General features: G+C 70.9%; 14 protein-coding genes and 1 pseudogene. 5 read left to right on the plus strand and 10 right to left on the minus strand.

Going from position 1 to position 19664, the window contains the following annotated elements:
• Window positions 1-14: 14 nt before the first annotated feature.
• On the plus strand, window positions 15-428 hold the full coding sequence (locus tag ACWEN0_RS40850; RefSeq protein WP_451985806.1) for a GlcG/HbpS family heme-binding protein: 414 nt from the start codon (window positions 15-17) through the stop codon (window positions 426-428).
• An 81-nt stretch (window positions 429-509) separates the two neighbouring features.
• Here the strand turns inward: ACWEN0_RS40850 and ACWEN0_RS40855 are convergent, their stop codons facing one another.
• Window positions 510-1241, minus strand: a complete 732-nt coding sequence (locus ACWEN0_RS40855) for an SDR family NAD(P)-dependent oxidoreductase (RefSeq protein WP_451985808.1) — start codon at window positions 1239-1241, stop codon at window positions 510-512.
• A 166-nt stretch (window positions 1242-1407) separates the two neighbouring features.
• Window positions 1408-2229 carry a ZIP family metal transporter gene (locus ACWEN0_RS40860; RefSeq protein ID WP_451985810.1) on the minus strand — a complete coding sequence of 274 codons (822 nt, stop codon included), beginning with the start codon at window positions 2227-2229 and terminating at the stop codon, window positions 1408-1410.
• 604 nt (window positions 2230-2833) lie between these two features.
• On the opposite strand from ACWEN0_RS40860, the gene ACWEN0_RS40865 reads away from it, so the two are divergent.
• Window positions 2834-5524 (plus strand): PKD domain-containing protein, encoded by a 2691-nt coding sequence (locus ACWEN0_RS40865; protein WP_451985812.1) that lies wholly within the window; start codon window positions 2834-2836, stop codon window positions 5522-5524.
• A gap of 186 nt (window positions 5525-5710) precedes the next feature.
• On the opposite strand, the gene ACWEN0_RS40870 is transcribed toward ACWEN0_RS40865, so the two are convergent.
• Window positions 5711-6004 carry a hypothetical protein gene (locus tag ACWEN0_RS40870; RefSeq protein WP_451985814.1) on the minus strand — a complete coding sequence of 98 codons (294 nt, stop codon included), beginning with the start codon at window positions 6002-6004 and terminating at the stop codon, window positions 5711-5713.
• Between ACWEN0_RS40870 and ACWEN0_RS40875 the strand changes: the two genes are divergently transcribed.
• Window positions 5981-6307: a hypothetical protein gene (locus ACWEN0_RS40875; RefSeq protein WP_451985816.1), complete on the plus strand. Its 327-nt coding sequence runs from the start codon at window positions 5981-5983 to the stop codon at window positions 6305-6307. The two genes, ACWEN0_RS40870 and ACWEN0_RS40875, sit on opposite strands and share 24 nt — an antisense overlap.
• 261 nt (window positions 6308-6568) lie before the next feature.
• On the opposite strand, the gene ACWEN0_RS40880 is transcribed toward ACWEN0_RS40875, so the two are convergent.
• Together ACWEN0_RS40880 and ACWEN0_RS40885 are read right to left on the minus strand one after the other, a co-directional pair.
• Window positions 6569-10573 carry a Pls/PosA family non-ribosomal peptide synthetase gene (locus ACWEN0_RS40880; protein WP_451985818.1) on the minus strand — a complete coding sequence of 1335 codons (4005 nt, stop codon included), beginning with the start codon at window positions 10571-10573 and terminating at the stop codon, window positions 6569-6571.
• Window positions 10574-10634: 61 nt separating this feature from the next.
• Window positions 10635-11423, minus strand: a complete 789-nt coding sequence (locus ACWEN0_RS40885) for a BPL-N domain-containing protein (RefSeq protein ID WP_451985820.1) — start codon at window positions 11421-11423, stop codon at window positions 10635-10637.
• A 276-nt stretch (window positions 11424-11699) separates the two neighbouring features.
• Between ACWEN0_RS40885 and ACWEN0_RS40890 the strand changes: the two are divergent.
• Both ACWEN0_RS40890 and ACWEN0_RS40895 read left to right on the plus strand, forming a co-directional pair.
• Window positions 11700-11987: pseudogene (locus ACWEN0_RS40890) on the plus strand (VIT1/CCC1 transporter family protein); the annotation flags it as partial.
• A 110-nt stretch (window positions 11988-12097) separates the two neighbouring features.
• Window positions 12098-12448, plus strand: coding sequence for a VIT1/CCC1 transporter family protein (locus ACWEN0_RS40895; protein WP_451985822.1), 351 nt, complete (start codon window positions 12098-12100; stop codon window positions 12446-12448).
• A gap of 21 nt (window positions 12449-12469) precedes the next feature.
• On the opposite strand, the gene ACWEN0_RS40900 is transcribed toward ACWEN0_RS40895, so the two are convergent.
• From ACWEN0_RS40900 to mgtA, 5 genes are all read right to left on the minus strand, one after another.
• On the minus strand, window positions 12470-13006 hold the full coding sequence (locus ACWEN0_RS40900) for a DUF3558 family protein (RefSeq protein ID WP_451985824.1): 537 nt from the start codon (window positions 13004-13006) through the stop codon (window positions 12470-12472).
• Between the two features lie 83 nt (window positions 13007-13089).
• Window positions 13090-14415: an ABC transporter ATP-binding protein gene (locus ACWEN0_RS40905; RefSeq protein WP_451985826.1), complete on the minus strand. Its 1326-nt coding sequence runs from the start codon at window positions 14413-14415 to the stop codon at window positions 13090-13092.
• A gap of 13 nt (window positions 14416-14428) precedes the next feature.
• Window positions 14429-16168 carry an ABC transporter permease gene (locus tag ACWEN0_RS40910; RefSeq protein ID WP_451985828.1) on the minus strand — a complete coding sequence of 580 codons (1740 nt, stop codon included), beginning with the start codon at window positions 16166-16168 and terminating at the stop codon, window positions 14429-14431.
• A 4-nt stretch (window positions 16169-16172) separates the two neighbouring features.
• Complete coding sequence (locus tag ACWEN0_RS40915) at window positions 16173-16892, minus strand: MgtC/SapB family protein (RefSeq protein ID WP_451985830.1); 720 nt, start codon at window positions 16890-16892, stop codon at window positions 16173-16175.
• Between the two features lie 41 nt (window positions 16893-16933).
• Window positions 16934-19516, minus strand: coding sequence for a magnesium-translocating P-type ATPase (gene mgtA, locus ACWEN0_RS40920; RefSeq protein ID WP_451985832.1), 2583 nt, complete (start codon window positions 19514-19516; stop codon window positions 16934-16936).
• Window positions 19517-19664 lie beyond the last annotated feature (148 nt).

Below are 19664 nucleotides of genomic sequence, written 5' to 3' on the forward strand. Positions count from 1 at the left end.
GGAAGGCCCTGGTCATGACCATCAAGACGGAGTCCGTGTCCTTGGAGGACGCCCGGCGAGTCATCGCCGCGGGGGAGGCCAAGGCCGCTGAGATCGGCTCGCCCAGCAACATCGCCGTCGTCGACGCCGGCGGCAACCTCGTCGCGCACATCCGGATGGACGAGGCTTGGATCGGGAGCGTCGACATCTCCATCAACAAGGCCTTCACGTCCCGGGCCTTCGACATCAGTACCGCCGACCTCGCCGCCAGCGCGGGTCCCGGTGAGCAGTTCTTCGGGATCAACGCCTCCAACAACGGACGCGTCATGATCTTCGCGGGCGGGGTCCCGCTGCGGCACGGGGACCGGATCGTCGGCGCCGTGGGCGTCACCGGCGGCAGCGGCGAGCAGGACCAGACCGTGGCCGACGCCGCGGCGACGGCCTTCTGACGACCAGCCAGACCGTGATCAGCGCCGCCGACGCGGCTACCGCTGCGTGCTGGCACCCGCCGCCCGGGTGGGGCCGGCAGGTCAGCTTCGCCGGTGGCGGAGCCAGTCGTCGAACTCGGTGGCGACGACGCGTTCATCGTGCACCTGGTCGGCTGCGGGCGAGCACAGCCAGCGCACCGGCGCGGCCATTACGTCCGCCGGGAGCAGCTTCGAGGTGTCGACCGAGCCGTCCGGGATCATTCCGGTGACCGTGGCGCCGCCGGGGAGCAGCAGATTCACCCGGACGGAGGTGCCTGCGAGGTCGGCGGCCATGATCCGGGAGAGTGATTCGGCACCGGCACGGGACGGGCCATAAGGGACGAACCCGGCGCGGCGCATGGTCTCGTGGTTCATCGTGACGTTGATGATCCGGCCGTCCGGCGAAGCGAGCAGGTCGGGCACGAAAGCCTTCGCGACGAGGAAGTAGCCGGTCAGGTTCGTCTTGACCACTTCGTCGAACCCGGCTTCGGAGACCTTCCAGAACGGCTGCGGCTCGGTCAGGAACCGCGGGTTGACCGTGCGCATCCCGATTCCGGCGTTGTTGATCAGCACGTCCAGCCCGCCGAACAGGTCGAGGACCCGGTCACGCCCGGCCCGCACCGAGACCGGGTCGCGCACATCCATCGCGATCCCGTTCGCACCGATCTCGGCAGCGGTCGTCGCCGCGCGATCCGCGTCACGCCCGGTGAGCACGACGTGGTGCCCGTCGACGCGAAGCGCCTTCGCCATCGCCCATCCGAGACCGCTGGTTCCCCCGGTGATCAAGATCCGCATGCCGCCAGTATGGCCATCTCCTCGCCGTGCGCGCATCCGCGACCGCAGGGAGAACCTATGTGCGCTCGGCCACCGATCCTGCCCTGCTCCCCGGCCGGTGCAGAGTGATCGCTCGACTTGTCCTCAAGGGACTTTCACAAGTCTGGCCATCTGCATGAGACGGAGTTCACGCCCCGGCGGCGGTGATGACCGCGTCGGTGGCGAAACCCAGGAACAGGCCGAGAAACAGGCCCCACGTGGTGGTGGTCTTGAGATTTGCCTTGCGTGCCACCGAGAGCAGTTCGATCACGACGTAGAGGATCGATCCGGCGGCCAGGCCGAGGAACGCGATCGAGAGGGTGTCGTTGACGAAGGCCTGCCCGACAAGAGTGCCCAGGAACGTGGGGCCGCCGCCGATGAGGCCGAGCAACGCGAGGTGGCCCCAGGAAGGTCGACTGCCGGTCAGCGGGGCCACGATGCCGAAGCCTTCCGTGGCGTTGTGCAGGCCGAACCCGATCACCAGCAGCACGGCCAAGCTCAGTTCGCCCGCGGCGGCCGAACTGCCGATGGCGAGGCCTTCGGCGAAGTTGTGCAGCCCGATGCCGGCGGCGATCGTCATGGCCAGCCGGGCGCCCGGGTCGCGCACGGCCGGCGCGCTGAGCTCGCCGACCGCCGCGGCGCCGGGACCGAAGGCCCGCCGTCGGGACGCGGTGCGGCCGGCGGCCTGATCGAAATGGACCAGGCCGAGCAGCCCGGCGCCGAACGTGACCGCCAGCACCGCGCCGTTCCCGAGCACGGAGCCGACTTCACCCTTGCTCAGCCCGGTGTCGATTGGTTCCCACGCGTGAGCGAGGACGTCCCAGAGCAGGAAGATCAGGATGCCGGTGGCCGTGCCGTTGAGGAGCGTCTTCGTGCGCGGCAGCTCCGCCCGCAGCCGGCCGAGCGGGAGGCCGAGGAAGATGGTCAACCCCGAGACGGCGCCGAGGAGGGCGATCTGGGCGGGCGACATGCGAGCTCCTGAAGGTGTCGAAACGGGCTGGCTCGATGACCGTAACTCAGGAAAGCCTGTCCTCAAAGAGGTGAGGCAAACCTTGTCTGTCCGGAATGGACGAAGGTGAGAACTAGGCAAGAGAATTGCTCACGGCAGGTAAACGTCTTGCCGGGAAGACTGTCCTTGCCGGTTGAAGTGACCGGACGGCCGGAGGCCATCGAACGGCTACCGAACTCCGGTGGAAATGGGTTGGCAGGGGTTGTCCTGAAGGGGCGACTTCGCGGCCGAACCGACCACGTTGTTCAAAGCGCCACCGGGTTCACGTGCGCCACCATCGCGCGGCGCGTGTTCACGCTGTCGCCGACGAAGGTTCAAGCACGGCCGCTGGCGAGAGCGCAACGTCTCCAGGGTGACGTACGCGGAAATCTCCGGGGTCGAAGCGGTCGACACGACGTTTCCGAATCAAAGCCAGAGCGCTCCGAAAGTTAGCGGACGCTAAAAATAGCGGCTACGGCAGGAATTCCAGACTGAGGGTGGTTGTGGTGGGCAGTTCCGGTCCGGACCATGCCATTTCGGCGGCCGTCGACCGCCGTTTCGCCGAGGACTCTGCCGGGGAGAACCCATGAACAGACGGAAGTCGCGGTTGGCGATCATCGCAGGTGTCGTGCTCTTGCTGGGCGGGCTCGGACTGGGCCCGGTCAGCGCGGGAGCCCGGCCGCACACGGGCGTCGGCTCGTGCACGCTCAAGAACTGGCAGCCGGGCGGCGACCCGGACGACGCCAAAGACCTTCCGGAAGGAAATCGGCCACAGTCCTACAAAGGGGACGACTACGACTGCAGCGGCGCGACCTTCGCGGCACCCGGCGTCGAATTCACGCAGTTCCCGCAACCGAAGAATTTCGCGAACCGGTCGGGCCTCGTGCAGCCGCTGGCCACGACCGCGTCGAATCCTCTGGCGCCCTACTTCCCGCCGTTCACCCATTTCGTCGTGCTGGTCCGGGAGAACCACACCTTCGACGACTACCTCGGTGACTGCGCCACCACCGTGCAGGCCGGCTGCCACGGCGCGGTGCAGAGCACGAACCACATCGGCTCGGTCCCGAACCTGCACACACTCGCCAAGAACAACGCGCTGATGGACGCCTACAGCACCGGCACGCAGCCGCCGAGCGGCCCGAACCACTGGTGGCTCTTCTCCGCCCAGTCCCAGTCCAGCTCCCAGCAGCAGCCCTACCCGGCCACCACCGGGACGCAGTTCGACCGCTTCCTCAAAGGCGTCTCGAGTCCGGGCGGCCTCGGCACGGACCCGTGCGCGACGCAGACCGGCACGACGACGGGCACGGGCCCGTACCCGTACGTCATGAACGGTGACTTCTACTGGATGCTGAGCAGCGGCAGCGGCGAGTGGAAGAACCCGGGTACCGGCAAGCCCGAGGTGCTCCCGGTCAACCGGCCGGGCACGTCCGTGCCGGAGTTGCTGAACTACAACAACTACACCTGCAAGGCGCAGAACGACGACGACCAGGTCATCGGCGACGGCTTCCTGAACTACGTCTCCACGAACGGCCTGCCCGCCTACTCCTACGTCGAGCTGTTCAACGACCACCCCGGGACCTACCAGGACATCCCGAAGAACGACGCCGTCACCAAACAGGTCGTCGACTCGCTCATGAACAACACGTCGTACAAGGACAACACGGTGATCGTGGTGACCGAGGACGACACCCAGAACGGCAGCAACGGCCCCGACCACATCAGCAACACCTACCGCGTGCCGACGGTCGTGGTCGCTTCGCCGAAGTACATGAAGCAGGGCTACGTCTCGCACGTCGCCTACAGCACCAACAACGTGCTGGCCGCGATGGAGCGCACCCTGCAGAACGTCTCGCCCGGCGCCATCGACCCGAACGGCAACCTCAGCCTGACCACCTTCCCCATGACCTCCGCGGACCAGGCCGCGCTCGGGGACCCGCTGGAGGACCTGTGGATCCAAGGCGCCACCCCGTTGTCGGCCACGGCCGGCGCGTCGCCGACGACCGGGAACGCGCCGCTGACCGTGTCGTTCACGGGCTCGGCGACCGGCGGCTCGGCGCCGTACGCCTACAGCTGGAACTTCGGCGACGGGTCGGCGGCCAGTACGGCGCAGAATCCCAGTCACACCTACAACGCGGCCGGTAACTACACGGCGACGCTCACCGTGACCGACAGCGCTTCGCCGCCGCACACGGCCACGTCGAGCGTCGCCGTGGCAGTCGGCGCGGTCGGCCAGCCGCTCGCGGCCTCCGCGTCCGCCGCACCGACGTCCGGCCAGGTTCCGCTGACCGTCGCGTTCAGCGGAACTGCCACCGGCGGGACACCGGCGTACTCCTACAGCTGGAACTTCGGTGACGGCAGTGCGGCGAGCACGGCGCAGAACCCCGCCCACACCTACGACAACGCCGGCACGTACACGGCGACGCTCACCGTGACCGACAGCGCGTCGCCCGCGAAGACCGCCACCTCGACCGTGCAGGTCACCGCGTCGCCCATCGCCGGGGCCCCACCCGGCGCACCCACCGGTCTCACCGCCGCCCCGGGCAACGGCCAGGTGACGCTGAACTGGACGGCGCCCGCGAGCAACGGAGGCGTCAACATCACGTCCTACCGTGTGTACCGCGGTACCGCGAGCGGCGGCGAAACCTTGCTGACCACTGGCGGCTGCGGCAACCTCGGCGCCGTGCTTTCGTGCACCGACGGCGGTCTCACCAACGGACAGCCCTACTACTACCGGGTCAGCGCCGTGAACTCGATCGGCGAGGGCGCACAGAGCGCCGAGGCGCCGGCCACCCCCAGCGGCTGCACATCCAGGCAGCTGCTCGGCAACCCGGGCTTCGAAACCGGAAGCGCGGCGCCGTGGACGACCACGCCCGGCGTGATCGCCAGCAAGACCGCCGAACCCGCCCACACCGGCAGCTGGGACGCCTGGCTCGACGGTTACGGCTCGGCGCACACCGACACGCTGTCCCAGCCCGTCACCCTGCCGTCCGGGTGCTCCACGTACCAGCTGAGCTACTGGCAGCACATCGACACAGCCGAAACCACGACGACCACCAAGTACGACACGCTCAAGGTGCAGGTGCTCACCAGCGCGGGAACTGTCGCGGCGACACTGGCGACGTACTCCAACCTGGATCACAACACCGGCTACAGCCAGAAAACCTTCGATCTGGCCCCCTACGCGGGCCAGCAGATCACCCTCAAGTTCACAGGAGCCGAGGACTACACGAGACAAACGTCCTTCGTCCTCGACGACACCGCGGTCACCGTGAGCTGAGCGGAAGCAGACCGGCCGCCCCGGGGACCCGCGTCCCCGGGGCGGCTTCTGTTCGGATGCTCCCCGGAGGCGTCAGCCGGCATGGCGGCCAAGTTCGGCACCGTCTCATTGACCCGACGTCAGCTGGTACTCGACGAACGCGGCGGCCAGTCGATGTCGACCGGCTGAACAGCGGTAATCAGCCGTTCAGGCGCCCGGCCGGACGGCGAGCGTGCTCACGGTCCCGTCGGGTCGGGTGAGGCGCAAAGTCTTGGGAGTCTTGAGGATCTGCACCTGAGCCGCGGCGATGCGCTGATCGCGCGAGGCCGCCTGCCGAACGAGCACTGCCGAGCCGGCGGGGTCGACGGCGACCTCAACTCCGGTAGCGCAGTCCAGGGTGAATTTCAGGAAAACGGTCGCCGGAAGGTTCCGCTCCGAAAGCTGTTCCCGCCGGTGACCATAAACCGAGTCCGTTACATGGACGGCGGCCTCCTCAACCACCTGAATGCCACGGTGGCCCCGCCAAGCGACCTTCTCGTGATCGTGTCCTGCCATCCCCTCGGTTCTCCCGATGACGTAGTCGACAGCACTCGGGACGCTACGGACATCAGGGCGGACGCCGAAGTGGCCCAGTTGCGCGAAAACACCCGGCTGGTCGCCATCGAGCCCGCCTTCAGCGAACTCGAGCCGCCGGTGAACATGCTGGACCCGAAGATCGCCGCCCAGGCTCTCGGCATCGGCAAGCGCCAAGCCGAACGCGAGGCGGCAGCGATCCGGGCCGCCTGGGACACATCGGGCCGGTAGTCGATGTTGTTGTGGTGCAGGTGATCACAGTGTCGTGGCCGGAGTGGATCGCCCGTCCACCGGACCGGAACGATCAGTGGGCCCTGATCGAGGATCTGCCTCCGGTCCGCACCGGCAGACGTGACCGCGGTTCACCGGCGAGTCGGCCGGCCCGGGACGCCAACCCGGGCAGCATCCACTCAACCGGTTTGCCCCAGTGCCGGGCCGGAGTACTCGACTGGAGGAGGGCGTGCGGGCCTCGCCGATGGCGGACCCACGGCGTCACTCGAACCGGCAGTCAGATTCGTGGACTACTTCCTCCCTGCCCGTCACGGCGTCCGCGCGGGCGGGAATGCCTCGCCAGGCCGTGCTTGCCGGGAGCATCTCTCCCTTCATCACCAAGGACATCGCGTCAACGGTGGTGTCGCTGCCGACCTCGCTGTCGTAGAGCACGACTGTGCGCGCGCCGATGCTCGCCCCGGCGCCCACGTCCACAGTGGACATCTTCATCACGCGGTCTTCGAAGAGGTGCGTCTGCAACGACGTCGCGGCGCCGACACAAGAACCAGCTCCGAGCCGGACGAGGTCGAACTCCGTCAGGAACGTCGTCGCGATCCAGCACCGCTGGCCGATCTTGGCACCGAACAGCCGAAGCGCCGGGCCGAGCAGCGGCGTACCGGCCAGCGCCGAGAGCAACGCGGGCACGGCGGCCGTCTCGTAGAGCGCGGTCACGAACTCGGTGCGTCTCACGAACCGGCTCCACAGCGGCTCGACCCGAGGCCGATAACGACCGACGACGAGCCATTTGACGGCGACGACCGCGAGAACCACCCCGAACCCGCCGAGCAGGCCCGCGACGGGGGTGGCGCCGACCGCCGCGACCGGTCCCGCCAGGCGCGCCGCCCAGAGCTGCACGAGCAGCACGAAATAGCCCGCCGCGGCCAGCAGGCTGCCCGGCACGACGATGCGGAAGAACTCGATCACCAGTCGTTCGAGCACGCGCAGCCGGGTGGGCCGGAAGGTGAGCTCGTCGGCGAACGAGCCGCTGTCCTGGCGACGGGGCAGCCGGATCGGCGGGGTGCCCAGCCACGACGTGCCGTCCGGGCTGCCGTCCTCCGGCGCGCGGGTGTGCACGCCGATCAGGCAACCGTCCCCGACGGCGGCGCCCGAACGCAGGAACGCGGCGTTGCCGATGAACGAGCGACGGCCGACGGTGGTGCCGGCCAGCGCCACGTGCCCGTGGCAGTAGGTGGCGGAGCCGACGGCGGCCATGTCGGCGACGAAGCTTTCCGCGCCGAGGGTGAGCAGGCCGGGGTCGAGCTGGGAGGCGGTCGAGACTTCCGCGCGCGGGCCGATGCGGGCCCCGAGCGCTCGCAGCCATCCTGGTGTGTACAGCGTCGAGTAGAGCGAGTTCGTCGCGGCGAGGCTCGCCTGCAGGAGTTTGTCCGCGATCCACTTGCGCACCCCGAACGACGAGGCCACCGGGTGGATGCCGGGCGGGGTCGTCGGCAGCACCAGCCGCTTGCCGGTGAACACCACCAGGCACGTGGTGCCCACCGACACCGGGCCGGCCAGCAGGCACGCCCACCAGCCACCCGCGACGCCGTCCGTCAGGTAGGCCCAGCTGCCGAGCGCGACGGACGGCGCGAGGAAGAGCAGCGGCACCAGCTCGACCAGCAGCCACGCCGCGCCGTATCCGGCCAGCAACGGCCGGGACGGGGCGCGGCTCACGCGTGAGCGCAACGCGGCGACCAGCGGGTCGGCCTGCGCGCGGCGTTGCGCGGGCGAACCGGACCAGTACTGCCCCGGCGGGATGCGCTGGCCGGCCGCGGCGGCGGACATCTCGGCCAAACCCGCGCCGGCGCCGAGCACCGCGCCCGGCCCGGCGACCGCGTTCGCTCCGACGAAGACGTGATCTTCGAGCACCACGGGCGCGATGTGCAGCCGGTTGTCCAGCACCCGGTACGTCTGCAGGTGCGCGCCGTAGCCGACGCTGACGTCGTCCTCGATCGTCAGCATCGACGGCAGTGACAGGTTCGCGCTCATGAGCTGGCAGCCGTGCCCCACTCGGGCGCCGAGCAGCCGCAGGTACCACGGCAGCAGTGGACTCCCGCTCATCGTGGTGAGCGGGGCCAGCGCGAGGAGCGTCTGGATGAGCCACACCCGGAGGTAGGCGGCGCTCCACAGTGGATAGTCACCCGGGCGCACCCGGCGCGACAGCAGGCGTACTCCGACCACCGGGAGCCCGAACCGCCCGACGACGTAGGTCGTGGCCGCGGCCGCGATCGTGGCCCAGATGGTGCCGAGGGACAGCACCCCGGCCGACGACCCGAGCACCACCGCGACCGGGGCACCGAGCAGCAGGAGCAGCGCGCCGAGCGCGCCGACCTGCGCCGCGCCGCACCCGAACAGGCGGGTCGTGGTCGTTCGCCGGTCCACGCGAGGCGCGGGAAGACGCGGCGCCCGGGCCGTCCGCTCGGGCAGGGTGGAAGCGAGGGTGCGGATGGTGGGGTGTGCGTAGATGTCGGCCACGGACACGCCGGGAGCCACGCCACGGTCGCGCAGCATCGACACCGCCCGCGCGGCCAGCAGCGAATGCCCGCCCAGGTCGAGGAAGAAGTCGGCGGTGACCGAGACGTCGGCGGTGCCGAACAGCTCGGCCCACACCGTGGCGAGAGCCCGTTCGGCGTGGGTGGCCGCGGCCACCGACGATGCGCGGCCGCGGTGGAAACGGGCGCCGGACGGGCGGGGCAGCCGGGCGCGGTCGACCTTGCCGCTGGGCATCATCGGGAGCTCGTCGAGGGTGTCGACGTAGGCGGGCACCATCGCCGGGGGCAGCCGCTGCCGCAGGGTGTCGCCCAGCCGGCCGATGATCGCGTCGCGGTCGTGTCCGGCGCGGGGGAGACCCAGGTACGCCACGAGGTCTTCGGTCGGCGCGTCCGGATGCGGGGCGACGGCCGCGACCGCCACCCGCGGGTGTTCCATCAGGACGCTTTCGATCTCCTGCAGATCGATGCGGTGGCCGCGGATCTTCACCTCGCTGTCGGCGCGGCCGAGGTACTCGATCTCGCCGTCGGCGAGCACCCGCCCGAGGTCGCCGGTGCGGTAGAGCCGGCCGCCGCCGGTGATCCGCGGGTCGTCGAGGAACCGCTCGGCGGTCAGCTCCGGCCGGTTCAGGTAGCCGGCCGCGACGCCGGGGCCGCCGATGCAGATCTCGCCGACCGTGCCGTCGGGGACCCGCTGCAGGTCCTCGTCCAGCAGCACGATCCGGTACGTCGGGAGGGCCCGGCCGATCGTCACCGCGCGACCGGGCCGCAGCTCGCACCAGGTCGCGGTGACGGTGGCCTCGGTGGGTCCGTAGGTGTTCAGCATCCGCCGGCCGGGCCGGCTCCACCGCTGGACCAGCTCGGCCGGGCAGGCCTCGCCGCCGACCAGCAGGGTGCGGATGCCGGGCAACTCGGCGTCGACGGTGGCCAGCACCGTGGGGACGCAGTACAGGATCGTGACGCGGGCGCGGGCGAGGAAGGTGGCGAGGCCGGTGCCGATGCGGTCGGCCCCCGTCGGCCCGGCGACCAGCGTGGCCCCCGCGGCCCAGGTCGGCCAGATCTCCTCGATCGAGAAGTCGAACGCGATCGTCATGCCCTGGTACACGCGGTCGGTCCGCCGAACCCCGTAGATACCGGCGACGACATCGATGAAGTTGCAGATGCTCGCTTGGCCGACCGCGACGCCCTTGGGGCGGCCGGTGGAGCCGGAGGTGTAGATGACGTAGCACGGCTCGTCGCCGGCCGGCCACAGCCTCGGCCGGGCGGCACTGGCCTGGCGCAGCTCGGCGGCGAGGTCGCCGGGCCGCAGCACCGGGCAGCCGGCGCCGCGCGCGGCGGCTTCCAGCTCGGGGGTGACCACCAGCAGGTCGAGCGCCGCGTCCGCCGCGAGGTAGGCGACGCGGTCCGCGGGAGCCGCCGGATCGATCGGGACGAACGTGGCGCCGGTCTTCAGGGCCGCGAGCAGCGTCACGTACATCGGGACCGAGCGGGGTACCAGGATGCCCACTCGCGCGTGGGGGCCGATGCCGCGGCGGATCAGCACGTGGGCCATCCGGTTGGCGTGCGCGTCCAGTTCGCGGTAGGTGAGCCGGTGCGTGCCGCACTCCAGGGCGACGGCGTCCGGTGTTTCGTCGCACGCGCGCTCGAAGAACTCGTGCAGCCGTCCCGGTCGTGGCCTGCCGAGGGGGACCGTGCCGAAGCGCGCGGTGTCCTCGAGGGAGGTCGAGAGGTCCTCGCTCACTGGGTTCCGTTCTGTGTGGCGGTGGTGCAACTGTCGGGAAAGGGCGATGCGGCCCGTGCGGTCAGGTCCGCACCAGCCGTCGCACGAAGTCGAAGCCGAGCGCTCGGAGCGCACCGTCGGGCTGGTCGAGGTCGTACGCCCGGTACCAGTCGGCGGTCGCCTCCACGTGCGGACCGGACACGGCGACCAGCCCGCGGCCGAAGCGCGCGATCAGCGCGGCGGCGAGGCCGTTCGGGTACGTGGCGACGATCTCGGACGTCGCGGGGGCGCCGGGGAGGAACGCCGGTCCGTCCTGGAAGTACAGGAACTGCCGCCGGCCGTTCCAGTCGACCTGCACGACGGTGTCCTCTTCGGTGTGCACCGTGGCCGCCTCGGAGGTGACGTACTGGTCGACCGGGACCGGCAACAGGTCGAATCCGGGGTCGGCGCCGGCGAGGTAACCGCCGAGGCAAATCCCGAGATATGTCCCGCCACCCTCGACATAAGCGCGGATCAAGTCGCGGTAAACCCGCATGTGCCGGTAACCGTCGTCGAGGTCACCGCCCCCGGGCTGCGCGTAGAGCCCGGCTTTGCCGAGCGTTTCCTCGGAGAGGCGAATTCGTTCCCCCGGACCGGCGAAGTGAACGTCGAGTCCGACCGGGGAATCGCGGAGGAGGCCGGCCAGTGCGTCGGCGCAGTCCGCGTCGGTCGCGGGGCCGCGGTAGACCAGGGCGAGCGCGCCCGATTCCGCATTGGTGGAAAGGGTTTTCGGCTCGGCGTCGGGCGTGGTGCACCCGGTCACCGCGGGGAGCCCGCCCAGCGCGCAAGCGACCGCGATGATCTGCCGGCGCTTCAGCGTGAGATTTCCCATTGGTCGAGAAGGTCTCGTCACGTGACGTTTCCGGACTGGTGGGGCGGCAAAGCTTCCTGCTCCTCGGTCTGATTTTCCGTGCGGTGCCAGGTTATGGATCAGCTGCTGTGAGGACACTGAGAGAGTTGTGGTTATGAGACGTAAGTGACAGGTACGGAAATATGAAGGAAATTTGTGGGGGAATCGTCCGTGTCGTCTTAATGCTCACTGTCGGGAACCTCGCGCCCGCGGCTCGGCGCGCGAGGCACGGCGGGCTCGGCAAGAATCGCGGGTGTGATGACTCAACGTGACCCGGCCCCGCGCTCGTCGAGGCCGGGGGCCGGATCGGGCTGGGCGCACCGCCACCGGGACGTCTCCGGCGGCTGGCTGCGGCCGACCGTGTTCGGGGCCGTCGACGGGCTGGTCACCAACGCCTCCCTGATCGCCGGCGTCGGCGGCGGCGGGGTCGCGCCGCACACGATCGTGCTCACCGGCCTGGCCGGGCTGGTCGCCGGGGCGTTCTCCATGGGCGCCGGCGAGTACGTCTCGGTCACCAACCAGAACGAGCTCGTGCACGCCGAGGTCGCCCTCGAGGCCGACATGCACGCCCGGTTCCCGCAGCAGGAGCACGACGAGCTCGTCGACCGCTTCGTCTCCTACGGCGCCGACCGCCGGACCGCCGGACCGCCTCGACCATGGCCGAAGCGGTCGCCCGCGACCCGGAACAGGCCCTGCGCCTGCACACGCGCGAAGAGCTCGGCGTCGATCCCCACGACCTGCCGTCCGGGTTGCTGGCCGGCGGAGCGTCGTTCGTCGCGTTCTCGGTCGGGGCGCTGCTGCCGCTGCTGCCCTACCTCTTCGGCGGCCGGACCCTCGTCGCGTCGCTGGTCATCACCGCGGTCGCGTTGCTGGCCGGTGGGATGACGGTCGGCAAGCTCACCGGCCGGCCGCTCCTGCGGTCCGGGCTTCGCCAGCTCGTCCTCGGCGGGCTGGCGGTCGCTGTGACCTTCGGCATCGGCCAGCTCATCGGCGCCCCGGCGGCCTGACGTCGGCCCCGATCCCCGCGGTCAGGGCGCGCGGTGGCCCTGGTAGCCGACGACAGTCCCGGCGAAGCGGTCGGCCTCGGCGCAGGGGTCGGTGTGGGCGCTGAGTGCCGGGTCGGTCGCGTCGACGGTGACCGCGAGGAGGGTGTCGTTGGCGACGCCGATCTGGGTGGTGCAGTGGCCGGTGCCGGTGTCGCGGTGAATGCCGGGGTAGCTGTGCACGGTGGTGGGTTCGAATCCGGTGATGGCCGCGCGGTGCTGGTAGAGGGCTTCGATCCCGCCGCTGGTGGTGTCGACGGCGGCCCGGTAGGTCAGGCTCCGGGTGTCACCGGGTATCCACCGGCAGGCGCCGGCCTGCACCGTGCCGGGGGTGGTGACGTAGTACCGCGCGAGCAGCTGGGCGGTCATCAGCCCGCACGGCGCGGTGACGAACCCGGTGAGGTCGATCGGGTCGGCGACGATCTCCGGGGACAGGCGCTGCGGGCCGGACGGAGCCGGGGTGCAGGCCGTGACGGCGGCCAGCAGGACGCCTGCGGTGAGCGTGGTCGTGACGATCCGCACGGCGGTCTCCTCTCGACGTCCGGGATCCAGGATGGCACGGCGGCGGGCCGCCCGGTGCCGGTTCCGGGCGGCCCGTCCGGTTCTCACGCAGACGCCCGACGTGCGGCCGGAGCCGCCCAGTGGGCCGGGTCGAGGGTGATCTGCCCGGAGTCGGTGTCGTAGTCGAACAGCTCGGCGTAGCGGCCCCAGTCGATGGCGGTGTTGAGCTGCTGCTGGGCGTCCTCGGGCGAGAAGCCGCGGCGGAGCAGGTCGAGGAAGAACCCGGCCCGCAGGTTCCCGTCGGCGCTGGCGGCCAGTGCCTTGTAGATGGTGCGCACCAGGGGAGCACGATCGCGGGCCTGCTCGGCGAAGATCTTCTTGCTGTCCTGGATGTCGGCGGTGGTGAACGTTTCCCCGGTAGGGGTGAGGTGCAGGTCGCCGCCGGCGACGAACAGGAAGTCGAGCATGGCCGCGGCGTCGACCAGGGGAAGCAGGTCGTCGACTTCGAAGCCGATTTCGGCGGCGATGTCGGGCAGGTCCGCGCGGCCCCCGCGGGCGTAGACGATCTCGACGAGCCCGGCCAGCCCGCCGACGGACGCGGCCGGCAGGGGGCGCGCGGTGGGGGTGGCCTGGGTGGGTTCGGGCACGGTCTCGCCGGGTTCGCGGCCGGTGAGCAGGTCGTAGAGCCGGTCGACGAGCGCGGCGAACGCCGGGGCCTTGCGGTCGCGGGGGCGGGCGAGGCCGACGGTGACCTCGGCGCGGAGGTGGCCGGGGTTGGCGCCGAGGACCAGGACGCGGTCGGCCAGCTGGACGGCTTCTTCGATGTTGTGCGTGACGATGCAGATCGCCTTCGTGGGGAAGCCGTCCTGCGCCCAGAGCGTCATGAGCTCGGTGCGGAGGTTTTCGGCGGTGAGGACGTCGAGGGCGGAGAACGGCTCGTCCATGAGCAGCAGGTCCGGTTCGAGCACGAGGGCGCGGGCGAAGCCGACCCGTTGGCGCATGCCCCCGGAGAGTTCCTTGGGGTAGGCGGATTCGAACCCGTCGAGGCCGATCATGTCGATGGCTTTGAGCGCGCGTTCCCGGCGCCGGGCCGGGGGGATCCCCTGGGCCGTCAGGCCGAGTTCGACGTTGTCCTGGACGGTCAGCCAGGGCATGAGCGCGAAGGTCTGGAAGACCATGGCGGTGCCGGGGTTGGCGCCGTTGAGCTCGGTGCCGCGGTAGCGGACGCTGCCGGTGGTGGGGCCGATCAGCCCGGCGATGGTCCGCAGCAGCGTGGACTTGCCGGAGCCGGAGCGGCCGAGCAACGCGACGATCTCACCGGCGCGCAGGTCGAGGGTGATGCCGTCGAGCACGCGCAGCTCATCGCCGGCCGGACCGGTGAAACTCTTGCTGACCTTCTCGACGGCGACGAGAACTTCGGAGCGGGACACGGGAAACCTCGTTTCAGGACAAGGAGAAGCGGCGTTCGGCCAGGGCATACAGGCGCCGCCAGAACAGCCGGTTGACGCCGACGACGTACAGGCTCATCACGGCGACACCGATCAGGATCTGTCCGGCGTTCCCGGCGCTGGTGGCGTCCTTGATGTACGCGCCCAGCCCGGTCGCGGTGAGGGTGAGCCCGTCGTAGGAGACGATCTCGGCGACGATGGAGGCGTTCCACGCCCCGCCGGCGGCGGTGATGCCGCCGGTGACGTAGCTGGGGAAGATCGCGGGCAGGACCAGCCGGCGCCACCACAGCTTCCGCGGGAGCCGCAGGTTGGCCGCGGCTTCGCGCAGATCGTTCGGAATCGCCGACGCCCCGGCGATGACGTTGAACAGGATGTACCACTGCGCGCCCAGCGCCATCAGCAGGATGCCGCCCCAGTTCAGGGAAATCCCGGTGGCCACCAGCACCGCGGTGATGAGCGGGAACAGGAAGTTCGCCGGAAAGCTCGCGAGCACCTGCACCACCGGCTGCGCGAGCCGGGACACCTTCGGGTTGAGCCCGATCCACACCCCGACCGGCACCCACACCACCGTCGCGACCGCCACCAGCACGAGCACCCGGCCGAAGGTGATCAGCCCGAGGAACAACGCGTGCGCGACCTCACCGAATCCGGCGGTGTGCGCGATGAAGGCGACGGCCTGGACCAGGCCGTAGGTGATCAAGGCGAGGATCGCGACGGCGAAGACGACGTCGCCGGTACGGCGGCGCACGGGGGAGACCCGCAGCGGGTGTTCGGCCAGGCCGAACACGGCCATCATGCGGTCGAGCGGAGCCACCAGCGGCCCGAAGGCCCGGCCGAGCAGTGCCGGGATGCGCGAGCGGCGCAGCAGGTCGAGGGTGACGCTGCGGGGCGCGTGCGCGGCTTCCGACTGCTCGATGCGGAATCGTTCGGACCAGGCGGTGAGCGGGCGCCAGAACAGGGCGTTCACCCCGACCACCATGACGATCATGACGGCGATGGCGAGCAGGACCCTGCCGAGGTTTCCCTCGTCGGAGGCGGCGGCGACGTAGGCACCGATGCCGGGCAGCGCGTAGGAGCGGTTGTTGACGCTGAGGGCTTCGGAGGCGGTGAGGAAGAACCAGCCGCCGCCGAAGCTCATCATCCCGTTCCAGACCAGCGGGATCATCCCGCTCGGCACGTCCACCCGCCAGAACCGCTGCCAGCGGGACAGGCGCAGGTCGCGGGCGGCCTCGTCCAGTTCGCGGGGCTGCGACACGAGCGAGTGGTGGAACGCGAAGGTCATGTTCCAGGCCTGGGACGTGAAGATCGCGAAGACCGACGCGCATTCCAGCCCGAGTTCCGAGCCGGGGAACAGGGCGATGAACCCGGTGATCGTCACCGACAGGAACCCGAGGATCGGCACCGACTGCAGGATGTCCAGCACCGGCAGCAGGACCTTCTCCGCGCGCCGCAGCCGCGCCGCGGCGGTGGCGTAGGCGAACGTGAAGAGAATCGACAAGACCAGCGCGGCGAACATCCGCAGCAGCGAACGCCCGGCGTAGTAGGGGAGCTCACCCGGATCGGTGGACACTGTGGACGGTGCGGTCGCCGGTGTCCACGGAACCGCCGTCCCGTGGGCCAGCTGCACGACCAGCCACAGCAACGCGGCCGCGCCGAGGAACACGGCGACGTCGGCGAGCGTGCGCCGCGGCCGCGCGAGCACGCCTTCGGTCGGGAAGGTGCGGAGCAGGGTCATCGGTTCACCTGTCCTCGGTGTCGTCGTGGTCGGGGGTGGTGACCTGCCAGCGGACGCTGGTCACCGAGGGCTCCAGGGAAAGCCGGCTGACCGCGGACTCCATCTGCTTGTCGTCGCGCTGCTCGGCCGACAGCGCGGCCCGCACCTCCACCTGGCCGTCGGTGGCGGCGTTGAGGCTCTCGATGGACTGCAACGCGAAGTCCGTGCGGGACAACGACTGCACGAGCAGGTTGCGCACGTGTGCCTCGGCGTCGTCGCGGGTCACCGCGCGGAAGGTGTACGTGGCGGGAGTTTCGGTGCGGGTGTCGGGGCGCCGGTCGACCACGCGCCCGAGCGGGCGCAGTGCCACGTTCACCGTCACCACCACCGCCGTGCCCGCCAGTGCGGCGGCATACAGCCCGGCGCCGGCGAGTGATCCCACCGCCGCCGAGCACCACAGGGTCGCCGCGGTGTTCAGGCCCCGCACGGTCAGGCCCTCGCGCAGGATCACCCCGGCGCCGAGGAACCCGATCCCGGACACGATCTGCGCCGCGACCCGCGTCGGATCGGCGCCGGCGCCGGTGAACCCGTGCGCGGACAGCAGAACGAACAACGTCGCCCCGGCCGCGACCAGCGCGTTCGTGCGCAACCCGGCCATCCGGGCCCGGTACTGGCGCTCGAACCCGATCACCGTGCCCAGGCCGACACCGGCTCCCAGGCGCAGCAGCATCTCCGCAGTCGTCATCTGCGCTCACTCTCGTTCTGGTCAAGCAGGAAAGGGGTTCGTCACCAGGCGGGGCGGCGGCGGGCACAGCGCCTTTTGACCAGCTGCGCGGCGAGGGCGTAGGTCGCGAGCACGAGAACCAGCCACAGCCCGTAGCCGCCCGGCAGCGGACGCATCAGCAGCGGCCCGGACAGCGGGGACATCGGCAGCAGCAGACCGATCAACCCGGCGGCCGCCGCCGCGGCCACGACCACACGTGCCGGGCGCGCGCCCCGGCCGCGCAGGACCAGCACGACGAGCAGCTGCGAGAGCAGGCCTTCGACGAACCAGCCGGTCTGGAACAGCAACGGGTCGGTGCCGGCGCCGAACACCTGCCACAGCACCGCGAACGTCGACAGGTCGAACACCGAGGACAGCGGCCCGAACACGAGCATGAAGCGGGTCAGCCCGCGCGCGTCCCACCGGCGCGGCGCGCTCAGGTACTCCTCGTCGACACGGTCCCAGGCCAGCGCGAGCTGGGCGAGGTCGTAGAGCAGGTTCGCGACCACCAGCTGGATCGGCAGGATCGGGAGGAAGGGCAGGAACGCGCTCGCCGCGAGCACGGTCAGCACGTTGCCGAAGTTGGAGGCGGCGGTGATGTAGACGTACTTCAGCGTGTTGCCCAGCGTCCGCCGGCCCTCGGCGACACCGCAGGCGAGCACGCCGAGGTCGCGTTCCAGCAGCACCAGGTCGGCGGCGTCCTTCGCCGCGTCGGTCGCGGTGTCCGGGGCGATGCCGACGTCGGCGGTCCGCAACGCGCTGACGTCGTTGACGCCGTCGCCGATGAACCCGACCGCGTGGCCGTTCGCCCGCAGCGCCGCCACGATCCGCGCCTTGTGCGCGGGGGTGAGCTTGGCGAACACCGTCGTGCGCTCGGCGAGCGCGCGCAGATCGGCGTCGTCGGCCGACTCGACGTCGCCGCCGAGCACGACCTCCCCGACCGGGACCCCGGCCTGCTCCGCCACGCGCGCCGCGGCATGCCGGTTGTCGCCGGTCAGGATCTTCACCGCGATCCCGTGCCCGGACAGCCTCGCCACGGCCTCGCCCGCGTCCTCGCGCACCGGGTCGACGAACCCGACGAACCCGACCAGGACCAGCCCGGTCTCGTCGTCCTCGGTGTAGCGGCCGGGCCGGGCCGGCGTTTCGCGGGCCGCGACGGCCAGCAGCCGCATGCCGTGCTGGGTGTGGGCCCGGACCAGATCCGCCAGCTCGGCGCGGGCGGCGCCGGTCAGCTCGACGACGTCGCCGGCGCGGCGGGCGTGGCCGCAGCGGGGCAGGACCTCGTCCGGATCCCCCTTGGTGACCAGGAGGTGGGTCTCCGCGCGGCGGACGACCACGGTGGCGCGGCGGCGCGCGTGGTCGAAACCGAGCTCGCCGACCTTGGTGAACAGCGCTTCGGTCACCAGGTCGTCGTCCGGTTCGGCCAGCTGCGCGACGATCGCTTCGTCCAGCCGGTCGTGCTGGTCGGCCTGGAAGTGCACGGCGAGACCGGCGTACTCGGCGGCTTCGCCGTCCGGGCGGCCGTCGGGGTCGATGCTGTGCGCGAAGGCCACCCGGTCCTCGGTGAGGGTCCCGGTCTTGTCCACGCACAGCACGTCCATCGCGGCGAGGTCCTGGATCGCGTTGAGCCGCTTGACGATCACCTGCCGCCGCGACAACGCGGCCGCGCCGCGGGCCAGGTTGGTCGTGACGATCACCGGCAGCATCTCCGGCGTCAGCCCGACCGCCACGGCGACCGCGAACATCGCCGCCTGCGCCCAGTTCCCGGTCACCGTGCCGTTGACCACCAGCACGATCGGCACCATCACCAGCATGAACCGCACCAGCGTCCAGCCCACCCGGCGGACCCCGGCGTCGAAGCTGGACTCCGTGCGCGGGGCCGCGGCCTGCGTGGCCAGGGAACCGAAGCAGGTCCCGGCGCCGGTGGCGACCACGACCGCGGTCGCGGTGCCGCCGACCACCGACGTGCCGGCGAACACGACCGCCGGCGCGTCCACGAGATCCGGCGACGAGGCCGGTCGTCCTCGACGCGGTGCGGGCAGCCGCTTCGCCACCGGCAGCGCCTCGCCGGACAACGCCGACTGGTCCACCACCAGGTCGGCGGCCGCGACCACCCGGACGTCCGCGGCCACGACGTCGCCCGGGCCGAGCAGCACGACGTCGCCGGGGACGAGATCGGCCGTCGGCACCTCGCGCTCGGTGCCGGGGAACCCGGCGCCGGCGCGACGCCGGACGGTGACCGTCGTGGTGACCCGGGCCCGCACCGCACCGACCGCCCGCTCGGAGCGCGCCTGCTGCCAGAACCGCAGCAGCACGTTCAACGCCACCATGACCGCCACGGTCACCGCGCCACGCCAGTCGCCGACCACTGCGAAGACCACGCCGAGACCGGCCAGCAGCGCCACGAACGGGCTGCGTGCGGCGGTCCACGCGCGCCGCACCGCCCCGGCCGGGACGACCGGATCGAGGTGGTTGTCGCCGTAGCGGCCCAGCCGATCCGCGGCCTCGGCTTCGGTGAGGCCTTTCGGCGAGCTCTCGAGCCGGCGGAAGACCGTGATGACGGGCGCGTCGCCCAGTTCGGGCGGCACGCCGGGGAAAGGGGTCATGGGGAGGTCCTGTCCATCGAGGTCACAGCTGTGCGAGACGACAGCGGCGCGACCACGCGGACCACCGGGCCTACCCCAGCGTGGCCGGGGCGGGCCGGACGTCCCCGCGGTCGCGGCGACTACTTCCTTCGCCGGTCACCCGGCTCAC

Source organism: Amycolatopsis sp. NPDC004378 (assembly GCF_053602455.1).

Coding starts and splice junctions, on each gene's coding strand:
- ACWEN0_RS40850 (WP_451985806.1), top strand. CDS start 15: ATGACCATCAAGACGGAGTCCGTGTCCTTGGAGGACGCCCGGCGAGTC.
- ACWEN0_RS40855 (WP_451985808.1), bottom strand. CDS start 1,241: ATGCGGATCTTGATCACCGGGGGAACCAGCGGTCTCGGATGGGCGATG.
- ACWEN0_RS40860 (WP_451985810.1), bottom strand. CDS start 2,229: ATGTCGCCCGCCCAGATCGCCCTCCTCGGCGCCGTCTCGGGGTTGACC.
- ACWEN0_RS40865 (WP_451985812.1), top strand. CDS start 2,834: ATGAACAGACGGAAGTCGCGGTTGGCGATCATCGCAGGTGTCGTGCTC.
- ACWEN0_RS40875 (WP_451985816.1), top strand. CDS start 5,981: ATGGACGGCGGCCTCCTCAACCACCTGAATGCCACGGTGGCCCCGCCA.
- ACWEN0_RS40885 (WP_451985820.1), bottom strand. CDS start 11,423: ATGGGAAATCTCACGCTGAAGCGCCGGCAGATCATCGCGGTCGCTTGC.
- ACWEN0_RS40895 (WP_451985822.1), top strand. CDS start 12,098: ATGGCCGAAGCGGTCGCCCGCGACCCGGAACAGGCCCTGCGCCTGCAC.
- ACWEN0_RS40910 (WP_451985828.1), bottom strand. CDS start 16,168: ATGACCCTGCTCCGCACCTTCCCGACCGAAGGCGTGCTCGCGCGGCCG.
- ACWEN0_RS40915 (WP_451985830.1), bottom strand. CDS start 16,892: ATGACGACTGCGGAGATGCTGCTGCGCCTGGGAGCCGGTGTCGGCCTG.
- mgtA (WP_451985832.1), bottom strand. CDS start 19,516: ATGACCCCTTTCCCCGGCGTGCCGCCCGAACTGGGCGACGCGCCCGTC.